General features: G+C 57.8%; 21 protein-coding genes and 1 other RNA gene. 4 read left to right on the top strand and 18 right to left on the bottom strand.

Features of this window, described 5'->3' with window-relative positions:
* Positions 1-433: 433 nt before the first annotated feature.
* The 13 genes from ACK28C_RS11885 to ACK28C_RS11825 form a co-directional block, all read right to left on the bottom strand.
* Positions 434-1,267, bottom strand: coding sequence for a M48 family metallopeptidase (locus ACK28C_RS11885; RefSeq protein ID WP_409152234.1), 834 nt, complete (start codon positions 1,265-1,267; stop codon positions 434-436).
* A 214-nt stretch (positions 1,268-1,481) separates the two neighbouring features.
* Positions 1,482-1,772 (bottom strand): virulence-associated protein D, encoded by a 291-nt coding sequence (locus ACK28C_RS11880; protein WP_015557171.1) that lies wholly within the window; start codon positions 1,770-1,772, stop codon positions 1,482-1,484.
* 77 nt (positions 1,773-1,849) lie between these two features.
* Positions 1,850-2,632, bottom strand: a complete 783-nt coding sequence (xth, locus tag ACK28C_RS11875) for an exodeoxyribonuclease III (protein ID WP_409152233.1) — start codon at positions 2,630-2,632, stop codon at positions 1,850-1,852.
* Positions 2,633-2,635: 3 nt separating this feature from the next.
* The gene (locus tag ACK28C_RS11870) at positions 2,636-4,135 is read right to left on the bottom strand and encodes an AMP-binding protein (RefSeq protein ID WP_409152232.1); all 1,500 of its coding nucleotides are present in this window, start codon (positions 4,133-4,135) and stop codon (positions 2,636-2,638) included.
* A gap of 140 nt (positions 4,136-4,275) precedes the next feature.
* Positions 4,276-5,769 (bottom strand): AMP-binding protein, encoded by a 1,494-nt coding sequence (locus ACK28C_RS11865; RefSeq protein WP_409152231.1) that lies wholly within the window; start codon positions 5,767-5,769, stop codon positions 4,276-4,278.
* Positions 5,770-5,927: 158 nt separating this feature from the next.
* An RNA gene (ffs, locus tag ACK28C_RS11860) (signal recognition particle sRNA small type) lies at positions 5,928-6,026 on the bottom strand.
* A gap of 134 nt (positions 6,027-6,160) precedes the next feature.
* A complete protein-coding gene (locus ACK28C_RS11855; RefSeq protein ID WP_015557172.1) occupies positions 6,161-6,970 on the bottom strand; it encodes an alpha/beta fold hydrolase in 810 nt (269 codons plus the stop codon).
* Positions 6,971-7,187: 217 nt separating this feature from the next.
* Positions 7,188-8,288, bottom strand: a complete 1,101-nt coding sequence (locus ACK28C_RS11850; protein WP_409152230.1) for a glycosyltransferase — start codon at positions 8,286-8,288, stop codon at positions 7,188-7,190.
* 2 nt (positions 8,289-8,290) lie between these two features.
* Positions 8,291-9,328, bottom strand: a complete 1,038-nt coding sequence (locus tag ACK28C_RS11845) for a glycosyltransferase family 8 protein (RefSeq protein WP_015557173.1) — start codon at positions 9,326-9,328, stop codon at positions 8,291-8,293.
* Positions 9,325-10,074: a 3-deoxy-manno-octulosonate cytidylyltransferase gene (gene kdsB / locus ACK28C_RS11840; protein WP_015557174.1), complete on the bottom strand. Its 750-nt coding sequence runs from the start codon at positions 10,072-10,074 to the stop codon at positions 9,325-9,327. The genes ACK28C_RS11845 and kdsB overlap by 4 nt, the downstream gene beginning before the upstream one ends.
* A 10-nt stretch (positions 10,075-10,084) precedes the next feature.
* On the bottom strand, positions 10,085-11,095 hold the full coding sequence (locus ACK28C_RS11835; protein ID WP_015557175.1) for an SIS domain-containing protein: 1,011 nt from the start codon (positions 11,093-11,095) through the stop codon (positions 10,085-10,087).
* Positions 11,092-11,988: a 3-deoxy-8-phosphooctulonate synthase gene (kdsA, locus tag ACK28C_RS11830; RefSeq protein ID WP_243440689.1), complete on the bottom strand. Its 897-nt coding sequence runs from the start codon at positions 11,986-11,988 to the stop codon at positions 11,092-11,094. Before kdsA ends, ACK28C_RS11835 begins: the two co-directional genes overlap by 4 nt.
* An 844-nt stretch (positions 11,989-12,832) precedes the next feature.
* Positions 12,833-13,702, bottom strand: coding sequence for a LysR family transcriptional regulator (locus ACK28C_RS11825; protein ID WP_015557176.1), 870 nt, complete (start codon positions 13,700-13,702; stop codon positions 12,833-12,835).
* Between the two features lie 225 nt (positions 13,703-13,927).
* Between ACK28C_RS11825 and ACK28C_RS11820 the strand changes: the two genes are divergently transcribed.
* Genes ACK28C_RS11820 through ACK28C_RS11805 form a run of 4 tightly spaced genes read left to right on the top strand, consistent with a single transcriptional unit; the run spans position 13,928 to position 17,976 of the window.
* Positions 13,928-14,242 carry an aromatic amino acid lyase gene (locus ACK28C_RS11820; RefSeq protein ID WP_409152229.1) on the top strand — a complete coding sequence of 105 codons (315 nt, stop codon included), beginning with the start codon at positions 13,928-13,930 and terminating at the stop codon, positions 14,240-14,242.
* Between the two features lie 49 nt (positions 14,243-14,291).
* Positions 14,292-15,872, top strand: a complete 1,581-nt coding sequence (locus ACK28C_RS11815; protein WP_015557177.1) for a BCCT family transporter — start codon at positions 14,292-14,294, stop codon at positions 15,870-15,872.
* 30 nt (positions 15,873-15,902) lie between these two features.
* Positions 15,903-16,898 (top strand): ornithine cyclodeaminase family protein, encoded by a 996-nt coding sequence (locus tag ACK28C_RS11810; RefSeq protein ID WP_015557178.1) that lies wholly within the window; start codon positions 15,903-15,905, stop codon positions 16,896-16,898.
* Between the two features lie 25 nt (positions 16,899-16,923).
* A complete protein-coding gene (locus ACK28C_RS11805; RefSeq protein ID WP_409152228.1) occupies positions 16,924-17,976 on the top strand; it encodes a YeiH family protein in 1,053 nt (350 codons plus the stop codon).
* Positions 17,977-18,369: 393 nt separating this feature from the next.
* On the opposite strand, the gene ACK28C_RS11800 is transcribed toward ACK28C_RS11805, so the two are convergent.
* The 5 genes from ACK28C_RS11800 to ACK28C_RS11780 all read right to left on the bottom strand — a co-directional run bounded on the left by ACK28C_RS11800 (position 18,370) and on the right by ACK28C_RS11780 (position 23,105).
* On the bottom strand, positions 18,370-19,242 hold the full coding sequence (locus ACK28C_RS11800) for an L-2-amino-thiazoline-4-carboxylic acid hydrolase (RefSeq protein WP_409152227.1): 873 nt from the start codon (positions 19,240-19,242) through the stop codon (positions 18,370-18,372).
* A gap of 68 nt (positions 19,243-19,310) precedes the next feature.
* Complete coding sequence (locus ACK28C_RS11795; protein WP_208873892.1) at positions 19,311-20,207, bottom strand: hypothetical protein; 897 nt, start codon at positions 20,205-20,207, stop codon at positions 19,311-19,313.
* Positions 20,208-20,239: 32 nt separating this feature from the next.
* Entirely contained in the window at positions 20,240-21,187 is a 948-nt protein-coding gene (locus ACK28C_RS11790) for an ABC transporter ATP-binding protein (RefSeq protein ID WP_409152226.1), read from the bottom strand.
* Position 21,188: 1 nt separating this feature from the next.
* Positions 21,189-22,193: an ABC transporter ATP-binding protein gene (locus ACK28C_RS11785; protein ID WP_015557182.1), complete on the bottom strand. Its 1,005-nt coding sequence runs from the start codon at positions 22,191-22,193 to the stop codon at positions 21,189-21,191.
* A 12-nt stretch (positions 22,194-22,205) separates the two neighbouring features.
* Positions 22,206-23,105, bottom strand: coding sequence for an ABC transporter permease (locus tag ACK28C_RS11780; protein ID WP_015557183.1), 900 nt, complete (start codon positions 23,103-23,105; stop codon positions 22,206-22,208).
* Position 23,106 lies beyond the last annotated feature (1 nt).

Genomic DNA, 23,106 nt, shown 5'->3' with positions numbered 1-23,106 from the left:
GGGGCTGCCCCGAAGGGCCTGGGACTGACGGCCCGTGAGCGTCAGCGAACGGCAGCCGGAAGGCTCCCCGAAGGGGAGGGGTGTAGGGGCAGCGAGTGTTTTTCATAAGACGCGCCTGTCTGACATTCCCCGCCAACGCCTCCACAAAGCAATCCATTGCCTTGCTTCGGCACAGCCGACCGACACGACGCCGACCGCCTGTCGACGTCCGTAAGTCGTGTCGTCTGGCTGAGCTGCGGAAGTCCCCCGGACTTCCTTCGCCCTCAGCCGACCGACCGGCCGCCGCAATCCTCCCGAAAGATCGGCTTGCGTGAGGCCGGTCGTCTGGCCGAACCCCTCCGGTTCGCTGACGCGAACCACCTCCCCTTTCAGGGGAGGCAATCCATATTAAACGCGATTTGGTATGAGGCGGATCGCGCCGTTTGGGGCTGCCCTATTGGCTTCGCCGCGTCCTGCGGTGCGTCCGGCCCATTTCGGCGTTCGCCACGTATCCGGCGGCGTTCCTCACGCTTGCGGCGACGGCCGCGGCGGAGGGGACGATCTCGCCGTCGTGCGCTGCCCTGGCCTTATAGGCGGGGGGTGCGGCGGCGTCCGGGATTCGGGACGTCTTGCCCGACGACGCGGCGATCCGGTCCGCCCGCTCCTTCAGGTGCTTCAGGCGGCGGTCCGTCGGCGGGTGGGAGTTGAATCCGTTGGGCTCGGTTCCAAGGCCCGCGTCCTTGAAGCGCTTCATGGCCCGATAGAGGGCGTGGGGATCGTACCCCGCCTTGGCCAGGAGGTCCGTCCCGTAGTCGTCGGCTTCCACCTCCTGCTCACGGCTGAAACCGCTCTCCGCAAGGCTCATGCCGATCGCCCCGGCGGTCTGAGCCAGGTCCCCCGCCTTACCCAGGAGCGATCCCAGGATGGCCCAGCCGACGTTGCGGCTCACCTGATCGCTGTAGTGCCCGCGGCGGACGTGCCCGATCTCGTGTCCCAGCACGCCCGCGATCTCGTCCTCCGCGTTCAGGAGGTCCATCAGCCCCTGGGTCACGTGGACGCTGAAGTCCTCTGCGGACTCGTACTTCACCCATGCGTTGGGCTTGTCGGACTTCTCGAAGGTGACGGGGATCCTCTTGAAGTCGTCCGCCGCCGCTACGCGCTCCCACGCCCTCTGCACGACGGCCCTGTCGATCCTGGCCCAGGCCGGGGCGACGGTCGTCGCCACCAGAAACGCGGCGAGCAGAACCGCCGCGCTGCCCAGGGGCCGTCCCATCCTCTCAAGCTGCATCCTCATCGACCTCCTGTCGACTTCCCGATCGTGTGCGGTCCCGCCGCCGTTTCGTCGTTTTTTCCTGCCCTGTCCGACGTGTGGTTACGTGCGCGCCGTCGCTGCAGCCGCAGGAGAGCAGCGACGAAATCGACGAACTTTGCCTTCAAGCGTAGGGCGATTCAGTTTGTAGTCAACGATTGCATTGACTTCCTCATAGCATCATAGAAAGAATTCAGTCGTTGGAAATTGCAGGCATGAGGTCATTGTTGTCCTCAATCCGTAGCATTCGGATGTCTTCCACTGAAGCAGAAAACCATGAAAATTTTTTTGCAAGGTCCTGGACGGCTAAAACGCAACGTACAGCATCCACTTTAGAATCTCCAAAATAGACGCCCCCTTGCTGGCGTGTGAACCCGTAGGATTCCAAAACTTTTTTGATGTCGTTGTAGGCGTTCGTATAACTTGGATTGCCGTAGGTTTTTGAAAGCGTATCCTGTTCGAGGTCAAACGCTATAGCGTACATAATTACCTTCCCTCCTTGTTGAGGCTTTATACCTCCGGTGTAATGTATTCTCAGGTTGTTCTGGAACTTCGGCGCCCTCATGGGAGCGCGAAGTCCGCCACCAGGGGGGTGTGGTCTGAGGGCCGCTCCCAACCGCGGGGCTCGCGCTCCACAAAGCAGTCCGTGGCGAGGGGAGCCAGGGAGGGGGAGGCGAGGGCGTGGTCGATGCGCCAGCCGATGTTGCGGGCCAGCGCGTCCTTCACGCGATAGTCGAAGAACGTGAACTCTCCAGGGTCCGGGTGAAAGGTGCGCAGCAGGTCCGTCAGCCCTTCGGAGGTCCTGGCGAACCGCTCCTGGATGTCGCGGCAGAAACAGACGTGGTCGCGCTTGTTCTCCGGGTGCGTGACGTCCGCGTCCGTCGGCGCCACGTTGAGGTCGCCGACCCAGAGAAAGGGCCCCTCCATCTCCCGCAGGACGAGGCCCCTCACGCGCTCCAGGAAGCGCTTCTTGACCTCGTAGTCCGGGTGATCGACGGACTTGCCCTGGGGCACGTAGGTGTTGAGCACCGTCATGCCCGCCAGGCGCGTCAGTCCCACCCGGGTGGGGAAGTCCGGCTCCTCCCCGTCGCCGAAGCCGAAGGACGTCTCCGCGGAGAACGTCTCCCGAACCAGGGCCGCCACGCCGTTGTAGGCCTTCTCGCCGCAGAAGCGGGCGCGGTATCCCATCGCGGCGAAGGCGGCCTCGGGGAAGTCCTCGTCCGTGGCCTTGGTCTCCTGAAGCATCAGGACGTCCACGCCGCTTTCCGGCAGCCAGCGCTCCAGGATGGGCATACGGCTGCGCACGGAGTTGACGTTGAACGTCGCGAGGCGAAGCCCGTCCATCGGTCAGAGGCTCTTCTTTCCGGCCCGCTCGCGCAGGATGCGGCGGAGGATCTTGCCCGTCCCGGAGAGGGGGAACTCATCGACGAACTCGATGCTGCGCGGTGCCTTGAAGTGGGCCAGGTGCTCCTTCGCGTAACGGATCAGCTCGCGCTCCGTGACGGTCGCGCCATCCTTCCGCTGGATGTAGGCCTTGGGGACCTCTCCGTTGATGTCGTGGGGGATGCCCACCACGATGGCCGTCTGCACCGCGGGGTGCCCGGCGAGGACCTTCTCCACCTCCTGGGGGTAGACGTTGAAGCCGCCGACGATGAGGATGTCCGTCACGCGGTCCAGGATCCGGACGAACCCGTCCTCGATGCGCACGTAGTCGCCCGTGTTGAACCAGCCGTCCTCGAATCGCTCCGCCGTGAGCTCCGGCGCGCGGAAGTACCCCCGCGTGACCGAGGGGCCCCGCACCCACAGGACCCCCTCGTTCTCCTGGGTGTCCTGCCCTTCCCGCGTGCGGAGTTTGTGCTCGTAGCTGTCGAGAAAGGGACCGACGGAGCCCGATCGATGGGTCTCATAGCTGCGGTTTATCGTGACGACGGGAGAGGTCTCCGTCAGGCCGTAGCCCTCCATGATGTCCCGACCCGTCAGGTGCAGGGCCTGCTCGTGCAGGTTGGGGTTCAGACGGTCGCCCCCGGAGATCAGGAGCTTCTGACGCGCCAACCCCTCCTTGGGGAACTTTCCGTGCTCGACGGCCATGAGCAGGTAGGCGTAGATGGCGGGCACGGCGAAGGTGACGTCCACCGGAGCCTCCAGGATGGCGCGCATCGCCGGCTGCGGAGGCAGGAAGGCGGGCACGATGGCCAGGCGGGCGTTCATCGTCAGGGGCAGGATCGTGGCGACGGTGTAGCCGAAGGAGTGGAAGTTGGGCAGCACCGTCAGGAAGACGCGTCCCTCCTGAAGGGCGGGGACGACATCGCGGAGGCACTTGCAGTTGTCGATGAGGTTCCCGTGGGTGAGGGGTACGGCCTTGGGGGCTCCCGTGGTACCCGAGGTGGCGAAGATCACGGCCAGGTCGTTGTCCTCCGGCTTGCCGGGCCTGCATTTGAAGGCCGGCAACGGCCCCTCCGGCGGGCAGACGGCGTGGGGCCACCCCGCCTCGTCCAGGACCGCGATCACGTCGTCCTGCACGTCGGGGGCGACGACGGCGCCCGCGGGCTCGATCAGCTCCAGGGTCCCCTTCAGCGCGGGGATGCCCGCCGCGACGTTCAGGGGACAGAACGTTCCCTCCAGCCGCCAGACGGCTATCGAGAGCGCCAGGACCATCGGGCAGTTCTTCATCATGACGACGAGGCGCTGCCCCCGGCCGAACCCGGAGTCCCTGAGCGTCGCTTCACAGTCTGCCGTGAGCTTCAGGAGGTCGGCGCCCGTGCGCCACGTCCCCTCCCACCAGTAACAGGGCTCGTCCCTGTGGCGATTCAGGCTCTCGGTGATGATCTCTTCCAGTCTCTGAGGCATGATCAATGTGTTCCTCCTGCTGTCCTAAGGGTTGAAAACGGCGTTGCCGTTTGCGTGCCCCGCGGGCGTGAACGCTCTGCGGGATCGTTGCTTTCAGGCCGATCGACGGCCGATGACAAGCGCGAGCGCGAAGGTGGGCCTCAGCGTTGAGCGCGGTCGCGCTCCCGCTGGCGCAGCACGCGGCGCAGTACCTTGCCCGTGCTGGAGAGGGGAAGCTCCTCGACGAACTCCACCTCCCGCGGAACCTTGTAGTGGGCGAGGCGGGCCTTGCAGAAGCGGATCAGCTCCGACGCCGAGACCTGCGCGTCCTTGTCCTTGATGACGAAGGCCTTGGGTACCTCCCCGCTGATGTCGTTCGGCATCCCCACGACGATGGCCGTCTGCACGGCGGGGTGCTGGGAGAGCATGGCCTCGACCTCCTGGGGGTAGACGTTGAAGCCCCCGACGATGAGGATGTCCGTCACGCGGTCCAGGATCGTGATGTATCCGTCCTCGATGAGCACGTAGTCTCCCGTGTTGAACCAGCCGTGGTCGAACCGCTCGCGGTTGAGCTCCGGCGCATGATAGTAGCCCTCGGTCACCGACGGGCCCCGCACCCACAGCACGCCTTCGTCCGCCTCCGCCGGCATGCCCGCCTCCGTCCGAAGCTGAAGCTCGAAGCGGGGCAGGGGCCGTCCGACGGTCCCCAGCCTGAAGCCCTCCTCGACGCGGTTTGCCGCCAACACGGGGGAGCACTCCGTGATGCCGTACCCCTCCAGGACGCCGACGCCGAAGGCGGCCTTCACGCGCTCGTCCATCTGGGGGTTGTAGCGATCTCCGCCTGTGATGAGGAGGCGCACGCCCTCCGCCTTTTGCCCGCCGCGCTCCAGGAGGGCGAGGATGAAGCTCAGCATCGTGGGCACCAGGGGCAGGATGGAGGGGCGGGCCTCCTGGATGGCCCGCAGGGTGTTCTGAGGTGGCATGAAGCCGGGGACGACGACCTGCGAGGCGCCGACGTGGAGGGACGCCAACATGCTGACGGTGAAGCCGAAGGCGTGGAAGTTCGGCAGGACGGTCAGGAACGAGTCCCTGTCCGACAGCGTGGGGATGGCCTCGGAGATTCCGCGGCACTGGTCCAGCAGGTTCGCGTGGGTGATGGGCACGGCCTTGGGGTCGCCGGTGGTGCCGGAGGTGGAGAAGATGACGGCCAGGTCCTCGGCCTCAGGCTCGGCCGGCCGGCCGGTGAGGGCGGGGGGCGTCCCCTCGGTGGGGAACGTGGCGCAGGACAGGCCCGCGTCGCGGATGGCCTCCGTCAGGCTTCCGCTCACGCCCTCGGAAACGACGACGGCGAAGGGCTGAAGCAGGTTCAGCGTCTTGAGCAGGGACGCTGCGCCGGCCTTCTCGTTCAACGGGCAGAAGGAACCGCCAAGCCGCCATGCAGCCAGGGCCAGGGCTTCCGTCATGGGGCTGTTGGGCATCATCACGGCAAGCCTCTGCCCCGAGCCGAATCCTGCGTCCTCCAGCGATCTCGTGCAGCCGTCGGCGAGGGACTGGAACTCCCTGCGGTTGCCCCAGGCCCCTTTCCACCAGAGACACCGCGCCTCCGGCTCCTTGCGAAGACGTTCGTCCAGTACGTCGTTTAATCTCTCGGGCAAGGTAAGCCCCTCCTCCTGAGGGCGCAGCCGGCCCCTCGAAATGTAAGGTTTATAGTGATTTATTATACGATAAGACGCGAAAAATGTGGGGAGAAGGGAAGGGGCGTAGGACGTGGCGAACGAGTTTCCTTTACGGAGGACGAGGGTCCCCCGTCGCGGGAACTCAGCGACCCCGTGGCACCCAAAGGACACCGCTTACTGCTGCTCCCTTCCGGGCCTGACAGGGTTCACGGGCCTTTGCCGCACAGGACTGAGCCCCCGCGCCGGGGGACCGACTTCAGTATACAGGATGCCGCGTTTTTTTTCAATGATTCAGCCGCGGAGCGCGTCAGTTCTTCCCGTCCTTAAGGAACTGGTTGCAGAGCACGGGCGTTTCCTGCAGGATATGTGGTCAGGCGTTCAAAAAGTTCGACAGCACCTCGTTGAACCTGTCCGGCTCCTCCCAGAAGAGCATGTGCCCCGAACTCTCGAAAAAGACCGTCTTCGCCCCGGGAATGGCCTCGCCCACATAGGCGCTTCCCTGCCAGGGAAAGACCTTGCTGTTCCGGGCGACGAGCACGAGCGAGGGGACCGTTATCCTCGGCAGAAAGTCTCTCCAGTCGATATGCGTATGGTCACGCATGATCTCGATGCGTACCCTGGGAGGGCACTTGGATATCTCGTCCGCAAGCGTGGTAACCTCATCGACGGTCGGCTCCCGATGAAGGCAGCCGTGAACGAGACCCTCGGCCGAGGTACGCGGCAAAAACTCCGCGGCGCAGCAGGTACGCACGAACGTCTCCGCATCGTAGCAACTCGTCTGGCCCCAGGTCCAGTCCGGACCGATATACTGCGCCGGAGCCTGATCGATACAGACGAGCTTTTCGACGTGACGCGGCCCGAACAGTTCAAGGTAACTCCAGGCGATGGCTGCTCCCATGGACCACCCGACGAGGGTCACCTCATCCAGGTCCAGCGCCTCAATCAAATTGAGGACGTCCATCGCGTAGCGGGCAATGCGGTGTCCGTACAGCACCTTCTCGGATTCCCCATGACCGCGGAAATCCATAAGGACGACTTTATGGTCCTTCGACAGGGGTTCCACGTTTTTGCAGAAAAAATGCGTCGTGCAGGTCCAGCCTGGAAGGAACAGCAGTGGTTTCCCCTGACCATGCACCTCATAGTGAATGGAAACGTTATCGTTGGTGGTTGTGAACGGCATGACTGACCTCCTGTAGGATTTAAATTTCTCCGTGTCCGCCTGCTGTCTGGAACCGGAGAATGGAAACGCAGAGCTATCAAGGATATTTTTTCGGACCCTACATGACATATACCACCGGAGTATGAAAAAAGCAACTTTTATCATCGGTCCAGACGTTTTTATCGGGCTGGCAGTCCCTTGGCGGGACGGTCCGTATGCTCTGGGACGGAGCCGGAGGTCAGCGGCTAAGGCGCCGCATCAGCGCGAGCCACCCCTCTGCAGCGCGGTCCTCCGAGAAGTACGACGCTCGTTCCCTCAGAGATGGGGCCGGCATGGGGTTCGCCAGGGCGTCGTTCAGTGCATCGGCCATGGCCTCGTCGTCCCCGACAGGCACGAGCCAGCCGTACTTCCCGTGAGCCAGGATTTCGCCGGGGCCGCTGGGGCAGTCCGTCGAGACGACGCTGCAGCCGCAGGCCAGCGCCTCCGCAGCGACGTTGCCGAACCCCTCCCAGCGGGAGCTGATGGCGAAGACGGAGGCCCGCGCTATCCAGGCGTAGGGGTTGGGGTCGTAGCCCGGAAGCGCAGTGCGGTCCGAGAGCCCCATCTCCGCGATCCGGCGTTCCAGCAGGGGGCGTTCCTTCCCCTCTCCAAGGACGATGAGCCGGACCTCCGGCCTCCGCCGGGCAAGGCGGGCAAAGGCCCGCAGGAGCGTCGAGAAGTCCTTCTGGTCCCCGAGGCGTCCGGCACCGAGGACTACGGGCGGCTGTCCGGCCTCAAGCCATGGATGTGGCGCGGACGCCTTCGCCGCGGCACGAATTTGTGCGAGAAGCTCCGGCGTGACGACGGCGTTGTAGATGACGTGGATTTTTTCGGGCGGGAGGAAACCAAGGGACCGCATCTCGTCCGCTACGCCGCGGGAGATGCAGACGCAGGCGGCGGCGCGGGGCGCCAGCAGGCGGTAGCGCAGGGTGCGGAGGCGCGTCTGGAGGGGGCCGCGCTCCATCGTGAACATGCTGCGCTGGGACAGGATGACCTGGAGGGGGCCTCGCAAGATGACCTTCGTCAGCAGGGCGCGCATGGCGGTGTAGACGGGGAGCAGGAAGCCGAACCCGCCGCGCCGAACCTCGCTCAGGAGGCGCAGGAAGGACCCGTGGAGGTCAACGACCCGGACCTCGGGGACGAGGCTCGCGAGCATGGGGCCGCGCGCGTGCAGGAACAGCACGGAGACGGAGAGCCCGCGGCGAGACAGGGCGTTCGCCAACCGCAGGGACGACCGTTCCGCCCCTCCCGTTCCCGCGTCGCGCAGCAGGAACGCAACGGGCGGCAGCCCGGCGTCCATGCCTAACGGGCCCCGCCGCGAAGTCCTGCGGCGAGGCGATGAAGGAACTCCCGAACGAGGAGGCCAACCGCGAGGACCGGCTCGCCACAGAGGATGTCGCGCCGGAGCCTGAGACCGATCCGCCGCCAGCATTGGGCCGTGTGGCGGTGCAGGGAGGGCGTGTGGGAGGCGGTGCGGCTCAGAAGGTCGATCAGCTCGTCGCGGGTCGTGTTCTCGCCCCAGGCGCTGCGCAGGTACGCCCTCCAGTAGAGCCTTTCGGAGAGAAGGCCCGTCAGCCCCAGCCATGGCTTCGACTCGTTGATCATGTGGAGGATGGAGTTGGAGGGGTCCTCCTCCAGACGACGGTTGTTGAACCTGTCGTCGAGCAGTTTGATGGAGCCTCTGAACAGGGAGTTGAGGATGTCCTGGTCGGCCAGTCGGGCGGTGTGTCCTCTGTGGGCGAGCCAGTCCATGGAGGCCTGAAACAGGCTGCCCCGCTCTCGGATACGGTCCAGGTCCATCAGCAGGACGCCGGCGTTGACGTAGGAGGCAGGGTCTCCGCCGTTCAGACGCACGCGAAGGGCCTCGGCGGAGAGGCGGCGAAGCCCTCTTCCAGGGTGGTCTAATGCACCGGCAAGGCAGTTCCCGTCCAGGCTTACCTCCCAGAGCTCCCGCAGGTCCAGGTTCACCAGGGTGTCGCAGTCCAGGTAGACGACCCGGCCGACGGGAAGCAGGTCGGGGATGAGAAGGCGGTAGAGCGTCCCAACGGAACAGGCGTCTTGAACGAGGGCCACCGTCCGAGCGTCCAGCTGGTCTCGATAGGGGGTGACGTCGATGAGGCGGACCTCCTGCGCGTACTTCGCGGCCGTGCGAAGGAACTTTCCGCGGGCCTCCTCCGTCAGCGTGCTGTCGTGCAGCACGTGTACGACGACGGGGCTCTCCGTGTTCTCGAAGATGGAGGCCATCACGACGCCCGCGTGTTGGCTGTACGTCCCCCTGGGGTCGTACAGCGCTAGGGCGGCGTGGATCGGCCCCTCCGTCCTCGTCGCGCCGCCCCTCATGCCCCGGACCTCTCCCTCAGGATCGTCCTCACCCGCTCAAGGTCCTCCTGCGTGTCCACTCCGACGCCCTCGGCGCTGGAGGCCGTGACCTTGACGCGGAGCCGGTGTCCGTGCTCCAGGGCTTTGAGCTGCTCCAGGGATTCTGCCTCCGCCAGCGGCGTCATGGGGAGCACGGCGTAGTGCCGAAGGAAATCCGCGGTGTAGGCGTAGAGGCCGATGTGGCAGTAGACGGGGAGGCGCGGCTTGTTCCGCGGGTAGGGGATGAGGGAGCGGCTGAAGTAGAGCGCATCCCCGTTTTGGTCCATGACGACCTTCACCGCGTTGGGGTTGTCCCGGTCGGCGTCCGCCATGGGGCGGCACAGCGTGGCGAAGGAGACGCCCGGCTCGTCCAGGAGCGCTGCGACCTCGTCGATCGTGGCCGGGTCCAGCAGAGGCTCGTCCCCCTGGACGTTGACGACGGCGTCCGCGTCCGGGGCCAGGATGCGGAGGGCCTCCTCCGCACGGCTCGTTCCGTTGGGGTGATCCGGCGAGGTCATGACGGCGCACCCGCCGAAGGCCCTCACGGCGGACGCGATGCGCTCGTCGTCCGTCGCTACGGCGACGGACGTAAGGCGTCGGGCCGCCATGGTGCGCTCATAGACGTGCTGGATCATGGGTTTGCCGCAGATGTCGGCCAGGGGCTTGCCCGGCAGGCGGGAGGAGGCGTACCGGGCCGGGATGACCCCCAGGATTTTTTTGACGTTCATGGGATGGGCCTCACGCGATGCCGGACTTCAGGAGGTCGTGGACGTGCAGCATCCCCACGGGGCGTCCGTCCTCCAGGGCCACGAGCACGCTGATCTCCTCCCGCTCCATGACGCGCATGGCCTCCGCTGCCAGCGCGTCCGGGCTGATGCCCTTGGGGTTCTTCGTCATCGCGTCCTCGATCCTCACGAGAAAGGCGTCCGTTCCCCGCCGCCCGATCAGGCGGCGCAGGTCGCCGTCCGTGAAGATGCCGCACAGCCTCCCGTCCTCGTCCACGACGCAGGTGGCGCCGTACCCCTTGCTGGTGATGGAGAACAGCGCGTCCTGTACGGAGACGCCGCACGGCACCGCGGGCAGCTGGCCGGGGCCGCCCATCACGTCGCGGACGCGCGTCAGGAGCCGTCGCCCTAGGGCCCCGCCCGGATGAAACAGGGCGAAGTCCTCGCGCTTCAGTCCCCGCAGCAGCGTCACCATCGCCGCCAGCGCGTCGCCCAGGGCCAGTTGCAGCGTGGTGCTGCTCATGGGGGCCAGCTGCAGCGGATCGCCCTCCTTCTCGACGCGCGAATTGAGGACGATGTCCGCATGCTGCGCCAGGGGGGATTCAAGCCCCCCCGTGATGGCGATCATCATCGCCCCCAGCCGGCGGAAGTGGGGGAGCAGCGCCACGATCTCCATGGAGGTCCCGCTGTTGCTGATGAAGAGCCCCACGTCTTCCCGCCGCACCATGCCCAGATCCCCGTGGGAGGCCTCGGCGGCGTGCAGGAAGAAGGACGGCGTCCCAAGCGACGCCAGCGTGGCCGATATCTTGCGCCCCACGTGTCCGGACTTGCCGAGCCCAACGACGACGACCCGACCGCTGCACTCGTGGACGGCGTGGGCCGCGCGCGTCAACTCCGGCCCGACCCGGTCCGCTGCCCGCAGGATCTCAGCGGCCTCGGTCCTCATGAGCCGGCGTCCCGCCTCCAGGAGCTCCTGGTCCGAACGCCGCTCTCCGGGTCTCTCGCACGGAAGTGCCGACGTCATCTCGCCTCGCCCCCTTCCCTTCCACGTCCCGGGGCGTCCTCGCCCTGCCTCAGCCCATCGGGCAGCGCCCGTCGCGCCCTGTGGATGGCCAGCACCTGATCCAGGAAAGCGCCCATCTCGTTCAGGGGGATCATGTTGGGCCCGTCGCTTCGAGCCTTTTTGGGATCGGGATGCGTCTCGGCGAACAGGACGTCGATTCCGACGGCCGCCGCCGCCCGCGCCAGGGGCAGGGCCAGCGCACTGTCCCCGCCGCTCATGCCGCCCATGCCGCCGGGCCGCTGCACGCTGTGCGTGGCGTCGAACATGACGGGATACCCCAGGTTCCGCATGGTCACGAGGGCCGTCATGTCGACGACGAGGTGGTGGTAGCCCATCACGGTGCCGCGCTCGCACAGGATGACGCGATCGTTCCCCGCCTCGCGGCACTTCGCCGCGGCGTACTCCATGTCTTCCGGGGCCAGAAACTGGGCCTTTTTGAGGTTGATGATCTTTCCGGTCCTCGCAGCGGCCACCAGCAGGTCCGTCTGGCGGCACAGGAAGGCGGGGATTTGAATGACGTCCGCCACCTGCCCGACGGGCTCGGCCTGATGGCTCTCGTGGATATCCGTAAGGATGGGCACGGCCGCAGTCTCCTTGATCGTCTCGAGCTGTTCGAGTCCCTTCTCCAGACCCGGCCCCCGCCATGCGTGGATGGAGGTGCGGTTGGCCTTGTCGAAGGACGCCTTGAAGACGTAGGGAAGGCCCCGCTCGCGGCACAGGCGCTTCATGGTCTGGGCCACCTCGAGGCCGAGTTCAAGGCTCTCCAGGGAGCAGGGGCCCGCCGCGACGGCAAGCTCTCCGCCGATGGAGAAGTTTCCGATCCTGTACTTGTCCTTGTCGAAAACAGCGTCCAAAAATAATCCTCTCCGTTCTGTTCCGGCGTCTTGGCGTCTGTGCCGAAGGCGCTTTCGGGACGCCATGGGCACAGGTCCCGTAAAGTTATTATAGACCGTTTTCCGTTTGGATGCCTCAGTCCGGCGGGTCCTCTTCCACGAACGCGCCGTAAATGGAGCGGATCGCCCGTTTGAAGTCCTCGTTCAGCACCCCTGTGGAAGTGGCTCCGGAAGGTCGGGCTTGTGCAGGTAGAAACAATCCTGAGCCGAGAAACGGAGCGCCTAATGCTTTTTCATACCAATTTGCGTCTAAAGGGCAAGAAAGGCCCCCCTGCAAGGGGGGCTGCCCCGAAGGGGCTGGGACTGACGGCCCGTGAGCGTCAGCGAACGGCAGCCGGAAGGCTCCCCGAAGGGGAGGGGTGTTTTTCATAAGACGCGCCTGTCTGACATTCCCCGCCAACGCCTCCACAAGGCAATCAATTGCCTTGCTTCGGCACAGCCGACCAACGCAGTGCTGCAATCGCTGACGCGATTGCATAAGCTGCGTCGTCTGACCGAGCTGCGGAAGTCCCCCGGACTTCCTTCGCCCTCAGCCGACCGACCGGCCGCCGCAATCCTCCCGAAAGATCGGCTTGCGTGAGGCCGGTCGTCTGGCCGAACCCCTCCGGTTCGCTGACGCGAACCACCTCCCCTTTCAGGGGAGGCAATCCATATTAAACGCGATTTGGTATCAGAATGTCTTTAGGATAAGAACTTACACGCATAGCATTCAATATTTAAGGTGGATGTTCACTCAGCTGGTGAATAACCACCAAAGATTCAAGCGTTATGACATTTTCCGTTGGTGCCAGGCGAGAAATGGGCTCTATGCGATAGACTGGCAAATTTTGATGAATTGTTCGATGATGGGATTCGAGAGCGAATGAATTTGTGAGAGAACGTAGAAGGAGCGTTTTTTCTTGAGGTCTGCGATTGGAATTGCCCGTAGAAGTCTACGCTGCAGTTCCTGAACGAGAAGACGACGTGCCATGATGGCGATGCCATGCTTTTTTATGACCTCTGCCTTGATGATGTCAATGTTATTAAATTCAATGAGATGAATAAGAATGTTCTGTTCAGCCATGACTTGCTCAATTAATTCCCTCGTAGGATTCCCTCTCTCGCGGGTAATGAGCTGCTTCCCGTGCAATTCATTGAGCTGAATCCTGTCCCTGTTAAAAAACTCGTTTCCTTCCGCACAGATAAGGACGAATACGTCCTCCGCAAACTTCCTGCAAAACATATCTCTGGCTTCAACGTTTTGCTCGGTAATGACAACATCTAAATCATGATTTTGAAGCTTGTACACCAAGGATTCATTGTCTTCGACGATAATTTGAGTACGAACATCGGGACAGGCGAGGTGGTATGCACTCCAGATTTGATCCAGAACACTGCTGGAGGAAATCAGCGTTGTACCAACGCGTATATGCTTTTGTCCCATATGACTCAGACTATATTCCAATTCTTCGACCTCGGATAAAATTTTTATGCAACTATTTTGCATTATTTTGCCCTGTTCGGTAATGATCAACCTTTTCTTGTTTCGCTCAAAAAGCTTCAAGTGATACTGCTTTTCAAGGGCCAGAATGACCTGGCTGACAGTGGACTGAGAGATAAAAAGGCGTCGTCCTGCCTCGGTCATGCTGCCGGTTTTACAAACCTCTATGAAGATATGCATTTCACGAAGAGTCATCTTGAGCGTTTCTCCCTTCGAGAATCCTAAAGTTAAAATAATTCCTACAAGATTTTAGATGTATTTGCTTTACCTTATGATACATCCATTAATTACTATTTTACAATAAGTAGTTCACGAGATAAACTAAACTTACTGGTAAAATAACGAATTTCATAAGCAATCCGCAGGGAAGGGAGTGAGAGTTTGAACAGGGAAGTGAAACTCACTGGCTCGAGATTGACCGTGAATGACGTCAAGCGAATCAGCTGCGATATGTGGACAGTTTCGGTTCCTGACGAAGTCATGTCGCGCTTGATTGAAGGGCGGAAGCTGGTCTTTGAGCTGTCTGCGAGAGGTGTGCCAATTTATGGTTGTAATCGTGGGGTCGGTTGGAATAAGGATAAGAAAGTTACGAAGGAGTCTATAACGCGCTTCAACGACAACATGCTCCATTCTCATTCTGTCGCTGTAGGGAATTATGCGACGGTTGAGGAAGTACGTGCGACCATAGCCATATTGAACGCACGCACGAGTTTCTGCGTTCTGGCGGACTATTAGGTCTGAAAAACAGTTGAACATATTTTGATGAATACAGGAGGGGAAATAAATGTTGGAGCAAAAAGAAATGCGAGTGAAACGTACTCTTCGCAAGGGGGTCTTTTATCCTTCGTTTCTGTTTATGACCCTCGCTATTATTGTCGGGATTTTAAAAAATGATTGGCTGAAGTCGGCGTGCAGGGCTGTTTTCCGCTTTTCACTTTTGAATTTCGGCTGGCTTTATCAAATTATCGCAGTCATTTGCCTGTTTGCCATTGTCCTCGTCACGTTTGGCAGGATTGGAAACATACGCATCGGTGGACCGGACGCTCAGCCTAAGTATCCATTCAGGACGTGGTTTGCCATGGCTTTGACCGGTGGCATCTCCGTCGGTATCGTCAACTGGGGAATCAATGAGCCAATGGTTTATTTTGGCAACGTCTACGGTGAACTGGATACATTGGGCATTCAGCCGCAGACGGTGGAGGCAGCCCGTTTTGCCATGGGAAGGTGCTTCTACAACTGGACCTTTGTCCCCTATGCATTTTATTGTATTACCGGCCTTTTGATCGCGTATCTGTTTTTTAACAAGAAGGAGAATTTCTCGGTCGTTGCCACAATTAAACCTGTTATTGGCCATTGGGCGGACAGTCCTGCGGTCGCCAGCCTTGTGGACACACTCTGCACGATTGGTATCGTTCTTGGCATGGCATGTGGCTTGGGGACGGGGCTGGCATTTGTCATTAACGGCTTCAAGGTGGCCTACGGCATGGAGACCGGGACCATGACCTGGATTGTGTTGGGGATTATCACAACGACTATTTTCACGGGGGCCGCTTATACGGGCCTTGATAAAGGTATCAAGAAGTTGGCAACGCTTAACAGCAAAATATTCTATGCCCTTCTCATTGTCCTGTTCTTCACGGGGCCTATCGTCGAGATATGCAAAACGCTTCCTATTGGGCTTGGGGAATGGCTGAACAATTTTTGGCTTTGGGGACTTGATCCCATAGATATTGGAGGAGAGGCCTTGACTGCCTGGTGGACGCTGTTTGATTGGACGGTATGGATCGCTTATGCGCCAGTGATGGGATTGTTCTTGGCAAAAATTTCCTATGGAAGGACGATTCGGGAGTTCATGATCATCAACTGGATACTTCCGTCAATATTTGGCTTGGTGTGGTTTTCAGTCTGGGGCGGCACAGCGCTGAATTGGCAGATGAACGGTGTTGTTGACCTGGTGAGCATCCTCAAAGAAAACGGAGCGACTGCGGCGGTATGGGGATTTTTGCAACACTTGCCGATGAATCTCGGCATCGTTCTGATTCCGGTTGTTATGGTGACACTTCTCCTGTCGTTTAGCACGGCTGCCGATTCTATCACGCATACCCTGGCCTCTCTGTGCGTTTCAAGCGACCGCACATCGGACGAGGCCCCCGGCTCCCTGAAATTGGTTTGGGGTATCATCATCGGGGCGGTTTCCGTTATCATGGGAGCTTTCGCGGGCGGTGTCCGTGGGGTTGATGGCGCAAGACAACTCTCTGCTGTAGGTGCGTTTGTTGTTTTGAGCGTGTTTGTTCTACAACTGTGCGCGTTCTTGAAAACGTTCTTCAATCGTGAAATCCAAGGCGAATACAGGGACAAATATTAGTGGTGCCAATATAGATTGAGGGTGATGGTTATGGAAATTTTATATTTAAGTTCAAAGGACATAGAGAGCATCCACTTGGACGACGAAGAAATCATTCAAGCTATAGAAGAAAGCCTGGCAGCGCAGGGGGAGGGCAAGACCTCTATAGAGCCCAGGGTGCATATCAATCCCAACTCGGAGTATAACGGACATTTTAATGTTCTGCGGGGGTACATTGAACCTAAACGGGCAGTGGGGGTCAAGGTCGTTGGCGATTATGTGTATAACTACAAGAAGAACCTTCCCTCAGAGATGGCGTTGTTGAATCTTTTTGACCCCGAGACGGGAGCGCCGTATGCCGTTATCGATGCGACAGCGATCACTTCTATGCGAACCGGAGCTGTTACAGCCGTTGGCGCAAAATATCTGGCGAAGAAAAAGAACAAAATCCTGGGGCATCTCGGCAGTCGCGGTACTGCATTTTGGAACGTTGTCCTGTTGGATCATCTTTTTGATTTCGATGAGATACGCATTAACAGCAAACGTCAGGAATCTATGGAGGCTTTTGCAGCGCAGCTGGAAGAACGTATTCATAAAAAAATAACGTTAACCCACAGCAGTCAAGAGTGTTTGGAAGGGGCTGACATTATGGTGGAGGCCACACGCCTGACCGAGCCACAACCGCTTTTGAAGACTGAGTGGGTTCGACCTGGCAACTTGGTTGTTCCTTATGGTACAATCTGTGCGAATGAGATATCCTTAACCGATGTAATGGATAAGGTTGTGGTGGACGACTGGAACCAATGCAAAGAAGGTGGGAAACTGGGGAGTCTCAGCCCTCATGTCCGTGCGGGAAAATTGACGCAAAAGACTCTGTACGCAGAACTTGGCGAGATCGTTTCAGGTAAAAAGCCCGGACGTGAGTCAGATGACGAAAAGATTCTCTTCTGGCACCGTGGGCTTTCCACTAGCGATATTGCACTTGGCCAATTGTATTTTGAGAAGGCTACGGCAGATAACATTGGCACGAAATTGTTCTATCGTTAGCAACGTGCAAAAGGGAGTACTATTGATGAAGGACATCAAAAAAATAATTCCTGGCGTCACCTTGTGCCTGGTGATAGCAGTGATAGCTTGTTTTATTGTAAAACAAACGGACGTTTTTGCCCTTATGGGAGCACCTGTCCTGGCGATTCTTATGAGTATGATTTTGGTCCTGGGGGTTCCGCTTAGGGCTGACTTGAAATATGGCGTTGCGTTTACTTCTAAAAAAGTGCTTCAACTTGCGGTTGTACTGTTGGGGTTTGGCCTCAATCTGTCAACCCTTGGAAAGATTGGTGTCACCTCCTTGCCTGTGATTGTGTTTACAATTGCAACGTCGCTGATTGTCGCGTTTGTTCTACAAAGGCTCCTGAAGATTCCCGCAAAAACAGCGACGCTTATCGGCGTGGGCTCCTCAATTTGTGGGGGCTCTGCTATAGCGGCTACCGCTCCTGTTATTGATGCTAATGACGGTGAAATTGCGCAGGCTGTTTCTGTTATCTTCTTGTTTAACGTTATTGCTGCACTGATATTTCCCAGTATCGGAGCTGAGTTGGGAATGTCCAATGAAAGTTTTGGACTTTTTGCAGGTACGGCGGTTAATGACACTTCTTCTGTTACTGCTGTGGCTTCCACCTGGGACACATTGCATGAGACGGGCGGCAGCGTGTTGGAGTATGCCACGGTGGTTAAATTAACGAGAACGCTGGCAATAATTCCAATAACCCTTGTGCTCTCCATCGTTTACTTCAGAAAACGTAGTCATGCCAACGAAGCCGTGCGTTCTTTCAAGTTGAGCTCCATCCTGCCAATGTTTGTTGTGTATTTTGTCCTGGCTTCAGTTGTGACTACCGTTCTATTGCAGAGCTGCTCTGGTGTAGCGCTGGAGTATATCAATGGGATGTTTGGAGTGCTGAAAGGTCTCAGCAAATTTTTTATAGTCATGTCTATGGCTGCAATAGGCCTAAATGCAAACCTCATTGACCTTTTGAAAAGGGGTGGCAAGCCCATTTTCCTTGGTTTTACATGCTGGATTACAATTACATTGGTCAGCATCGGACTTCAACGTTACCTTGGACTGTGATCGCGCAGGATGTGTAACCAAAACACGACAAACCCCTTGCAGCGTTTGCGGTGCAGGCGATGGAACTTGCCTGCCTCGTGGGCGCTGCAGGCCTCCTCTTGCGAGATTATGCCGGCGTACCCTGCCGATCGTCGATGGACTTCGGTTCAGGACACCGGCAATCTTGCGGCTTTCCGCATCCCCGTGTGCGAAGGCGCTACACTTTCTCGTTCCGTTGCTCCAAGTTGATGACAATCCATATCTGACAGTCTCTTTTGCTTTTTGTGCTGTAAAGCTCATCTGCCGCGAATAAACTGACGTCTGTAGGCTTTTTATCTTCCCTCACCCCTACATTGGGTTTGGAGCCGGGTGATAGCAAGGCGTTATGACAAGAGGGTGCATTGATGACACGCCCTAGCTGTTATTGACATAGGCCGAAAGGAGTCGAAGCACTTCGGGAACAAAAACTTTGAGAAAGCGTCCTTTTGCCATATGACCAGAATATTCATCCCAGAGTTTTGTAGGCTCAAGGGAGATAGGGTAGGTGTCATTAACAATTGCTTTATCGAGTGGTTTGCCATACTTGTCGGCCGTTTTCTTTGCCCTGCCCACTGCATCATTCGCGATCTTCCTCAACGCGGATTCAACTGCAACGCACCCTCGATCGTCAAAGGATTCCTCGGCACATTCCAGGAGGTAATAATACAGCTTAATGCTGAGGGCCTCAAAGCCGGACTTTCCATAGGCTTTTTTAGAGGTAATCTCGGGAGCGACGTAGCCGGGATCATATTCTTCGAAGCACATAGGTTTTAAGTGATCCGGCAGGTTCTCGGCTCGGAGCACGACGTTGAACGCGCAGTATTCGTCTTTCTCCTGGGTAAGGGTTTTAGCTAGATTTGTGTGAGCATAATCGTAGGCATAATGGTTATAGCACGCCGGGTGAAATTCCTCGCAATATATTCTGCCAATATCACGCTCTCCATAAGCTTTCCAGATATCTGCCATGGGGCAGACCAATGTATGCGAAACGCGCTCTTCCGAGTTCAATTCCTGAAGATCACGACGAAAGCGTGGGTCGGGCGGCAGGTCGCCTCCAATTGAAAAAAGACTTTTCATATTAATTTTAACTCCAAGATCAATATGGCGCTTTCGGGAATGCTCGCCGCGGTCGTGACCATAACGGCGTGTTCCCTCACGCAATACCCGTTCTCCATCCTTTCCAAAGGCGTCCAATAGCTCTCGGCCGATAAATGAGTAGAGAAGAGTGTAATTATCAGAAAGATCCATGACGCATTGTTCTTCATAAGTACACATTTTTGCACCTGTCTTTCTTAAGAGTTCTGTCGGTATATCTTCTATGCCTTACAGGCTTTTGCTATGGGATATAAAACCAACTTCTTCATGATCTCCATGGCCTGACCCGTCTTATGCTTTCCCCAGATAGCGCCATCAACATCGGGGTCCAATGCAAGTGGAAAATTCAGCCTTACAAAGTCCATGTTCATGGGAAGCAGGGTGTGCTCTGCCTGAAGATGCAAAGTTTGGAGGGCCACTAGCGCCCAGCGCTTCAACCCTTCTGCCGCCGCGCAGACGCCATCTTGCCCACATAAGTCTTCGGCAGTTTCCATTAATCGGCAATAGAGCGCAATGGTCATGCGACAGATGCTTTCATCAAGGTTGGTGTTACTTGGAATTGAGGCGGGGGCGCAGTATGAAGGATCACAATGAGCGAAGGCTTCTTTTGCCCTTTCAGGGGACATGTTTGCCTCCCTGAAATAAACGGAGAAACGGCAGCAGTTGTCTCTTGGACATGTCAGCAGTGTGGAAAGATTCACCTGGCCGACGCCGTCAGTGAAAGCGAGGACACGGGCATGTTGATATTCTTCACAGTAAAAGCTGCCCTCTTTCCAGCCGTCTCGACGGGTCCAATAATCCGCCAATGGGCAGGTGTACACTTCCCATATCTGGCGCTCTTCCTCGTTAAAAATTTCGTTTTCTCGGAAGCGTGGGTCGGCCACAACGTCACAGTCACAATGATAAAGATTTTGGATATTGGTTTTCAATCCATCCTTTAACAGTCGTTGACGTTGAGCCATTCCGCTGTCATGCCCAGCGCGGCGGACAGCCTCGCGGATGATCCGTTCGCCAATCTTTTGTCCACACAAATCCCTGATGCTCCTGGTGATACACAGGTACATGGCTGCAAAAGCATCTTGTTTGTTTTGCGGCTTGATCTCTTCATACGTGTACATCTCGCTCTCTTAATTCTCCTTCTCGCCTCTGCTTACAATAGGAAACACGCCGCAAAATGTTCCGGTTCTATTTCCCTGAGTTCTGGGATATTATGGTGGCAGCGTTCCTCCGAAAGATCACAGCGCTTCGCAAAACGACACTCCCGTGGCGGATCAATGGGTGAGGTGATTTCCCCACGCATCGGGATGGGCTTTCTTCTGTTGTGTAGACTTGGAATAGGTATAGCAGAGAGCAGAGCCTTAGTATAGGGATGCCTTGGGTTTTTGAACAGTATTTCTGCCGGAGCCTTCTCAACGGTTTGTCCGAGGTACATAACCATGATGTCGTTTGAGATGTGATGCACAACGCTGAGGTCATGGGTTATAAACATGTAGGTCAAGTGAAACTGTTCCTGGAGTTCCTGCATCAGGTTCAAAATTTGCGCCTGGATGGAGACGTCCAAGGCGGATACCGGTTCGTCACAGACGATAAGTTTCGGACTTAGGGCTAGAGAACGGGCTATACCAATTCGCTGACGGCGTCCGCCGTCAAGCTCGTGGGGATACGCGTTGTAAAGTCGTCGAGCCAATCCCACCGTGTCCATTAATTCAGTCACCATCTTTTGCCTCTCCATGCGACCGTGGCAGATATTGTAAAGGACGAGAGGTTCTTCAATCGTCTGGCTTATCGTCATGCGAGGGTTCAGAGAGGAGAAGGGATCCTGAAAGATCATCTGCATCTCTCGCCGTTTTCCCCACAGCTGTCTATCATCCAGTGTCGTAATATCCTCTCCGTCAAAATAGATCGTCCCTGCGGTTGGGTCCTGAAGACGAATAAGCGTACGCCCCAGTGTAGACTTTCCACAACCGGATTCTCCAACCACGCCCAATGTCTCGCCCACCCCAATGGTGAAGGAGACGTCATCAACTGCATGAACCGTGCCGCGCGAACTCGGGAAGTATTTCTTCAGACGTTCTGCTTTAACGAGTTTTCTACTCATATCACAGCACACTGCCCTTCAAAACATTTTCAGCATTGTAGAGGTGACAGCTCACGTAATGCTCTTCCGTACGATAGAACGTTAATGGTGCTTCGGTATAACATTGTTTCATTGCGTAATCACATCGGTCAGCGAACGAACAACCTTTGGGGAGTTTGCTGGGGTCCGGCATCAATCCCCTTATAGGCTTTAACTTTGCCTGTCGATTCGTCATGTCCGGAAGGGAATCGAATAATCCCTTGGTGTATGGGTGCATTGTATGATCAAAAATATCGGCCAAAGCTCCATACTCCACAATTCGTCCGGCATAGACTATGGATACGCAGTCGCATATCTCGGCTACAATGCCCAGGTCATGGGTGATCATCAGCATGGAAGTGTTGTTGTGGTCGCGCAGTTTTTTCATCAGCTCCAGGATCTGAGCCTGAATGGTAACGTCCAGTGCTGTTGTAGGTTCATCTGCGATAAGGAGTTCAGGGTCACAGGCGAGCGCCATGGCAATGACCACCCGTTGACGCATTCCTCCGGAAAACTGGTGTGGATACTCATCACCGCGCTCCCGTGGGATGCCGACCAGCTCCAACATATCGCCAGCTCGTTGAAAGGCTCGTTCTGAAGAGATGTGCTCGTGCTTTTCGATCACCTCTGCAATTTGAAGATTGACGCGGAGCACAGGATTCAAAGAGGTCATAGGATCCTGGAAGATCATGGAGACCTCCTTTCCACGCATCTCCTGAAGCTGCGTCTCACTCATCTCAAGGACGTTTTTGCCATGAAGAAAGATATTTCCGTGCGTGATATGACCAGCAGGCTGTGGCAAAAGATTCAGGATGGATAATCCTGTCGTCGTTTTGCCTGCTCCAGTTTCCCCGACGAACCCCAGCGTTTGTCTATGGCGCACCTTCAAATTCAAGCCATTCACGGCATATACAGTCTGCCCACGAGTGCGATATTCTACCGTAAGGTCCTGAATTTCCAATGCGTATTCAGACTTGTCCTCTCGCATTGTGTCCCTCCTCTATTTCATTCTCGGATCAAGTGCATCGCGCAGCCCGTCGCCCAACAGATTCATGGCAAGAATTGTTAACATAATGCAGATTCCAGGAATGCAGGCAAGATAGCTGTTATCACGTATGAAATTCCTTCCGCTGGCGAGGAGCGCCCCCCACTCCGGGCGGGGAACGGCGACGCCAAGTCCCAAGAAACTTAAGGCAGCTGTGTTGGAAATCGTTGCTGCAACTCGCAACGTCGTTTGAACGATAATGGGGCCAATGCAATTCGGCAGAATATGGCGAAGGAGCATGCGCCGCGTTTTGACTCCAACGGCGCGCGCCGCCTCGACATAATCCATATCACGCACGGTCAAAACAGCGCTGCGCACAATACGCGCGAAGGTTGGCACCGAGGCGACCGCGAGTGCAATAACGAGGTTTCTGATACTGGCGCCCAGCGCCGCCACGATGACGATAGCCATTAACATCATGGGGACTGCCAGGAAAACATCACAGAGACGCATGATGAGATTATCAATCGTTCTGCCAAAGTAACCGGCAACAGCGCCAAGGAGTCCTCCAAGCAGAAGGCCGAAAGCGACAGCGATAAAGCTTATCGAAAGAGAGACTCTGCTGCCATGCACGATGCGAGCCAAAAAATCCCTCCCATATTCATCAGTCCCGAACCAATGCTGCAGAGATGGCCACTGAAGCCTGGCGAGAATATTCTGTTTTACGCATGTGGCCTGGTAATCAAAGAGAGTGTCGGCAAAGACGGCTGTTAAAGTCAGAAAAACCAGGAAAATAAGTCCTGCAAGGGCCGCCCTGTTCTGACATAACCGCAAAAAGGCGTCCTTGGCAAGGCTATTCCGAGGAGGAAGCGGCGCCTGATCTTCCTCTGTAATTTTTTCGTGAACGCTCCTCATA

Source organism: Fretibacterium fastidiosum (assembly GCF_964642095.1).
GTDB lineage: Bacteria > Synergistota > Synergistia > Synergistales > Aminobacteriaceae > Fretibacterium > Fretibacterium fastidiosum.
The sequence above is the reverse complement of the archived record's forward strand: the minus strand, read 5'-3'. Positions and strand labels throughout refer to the sequence as shown.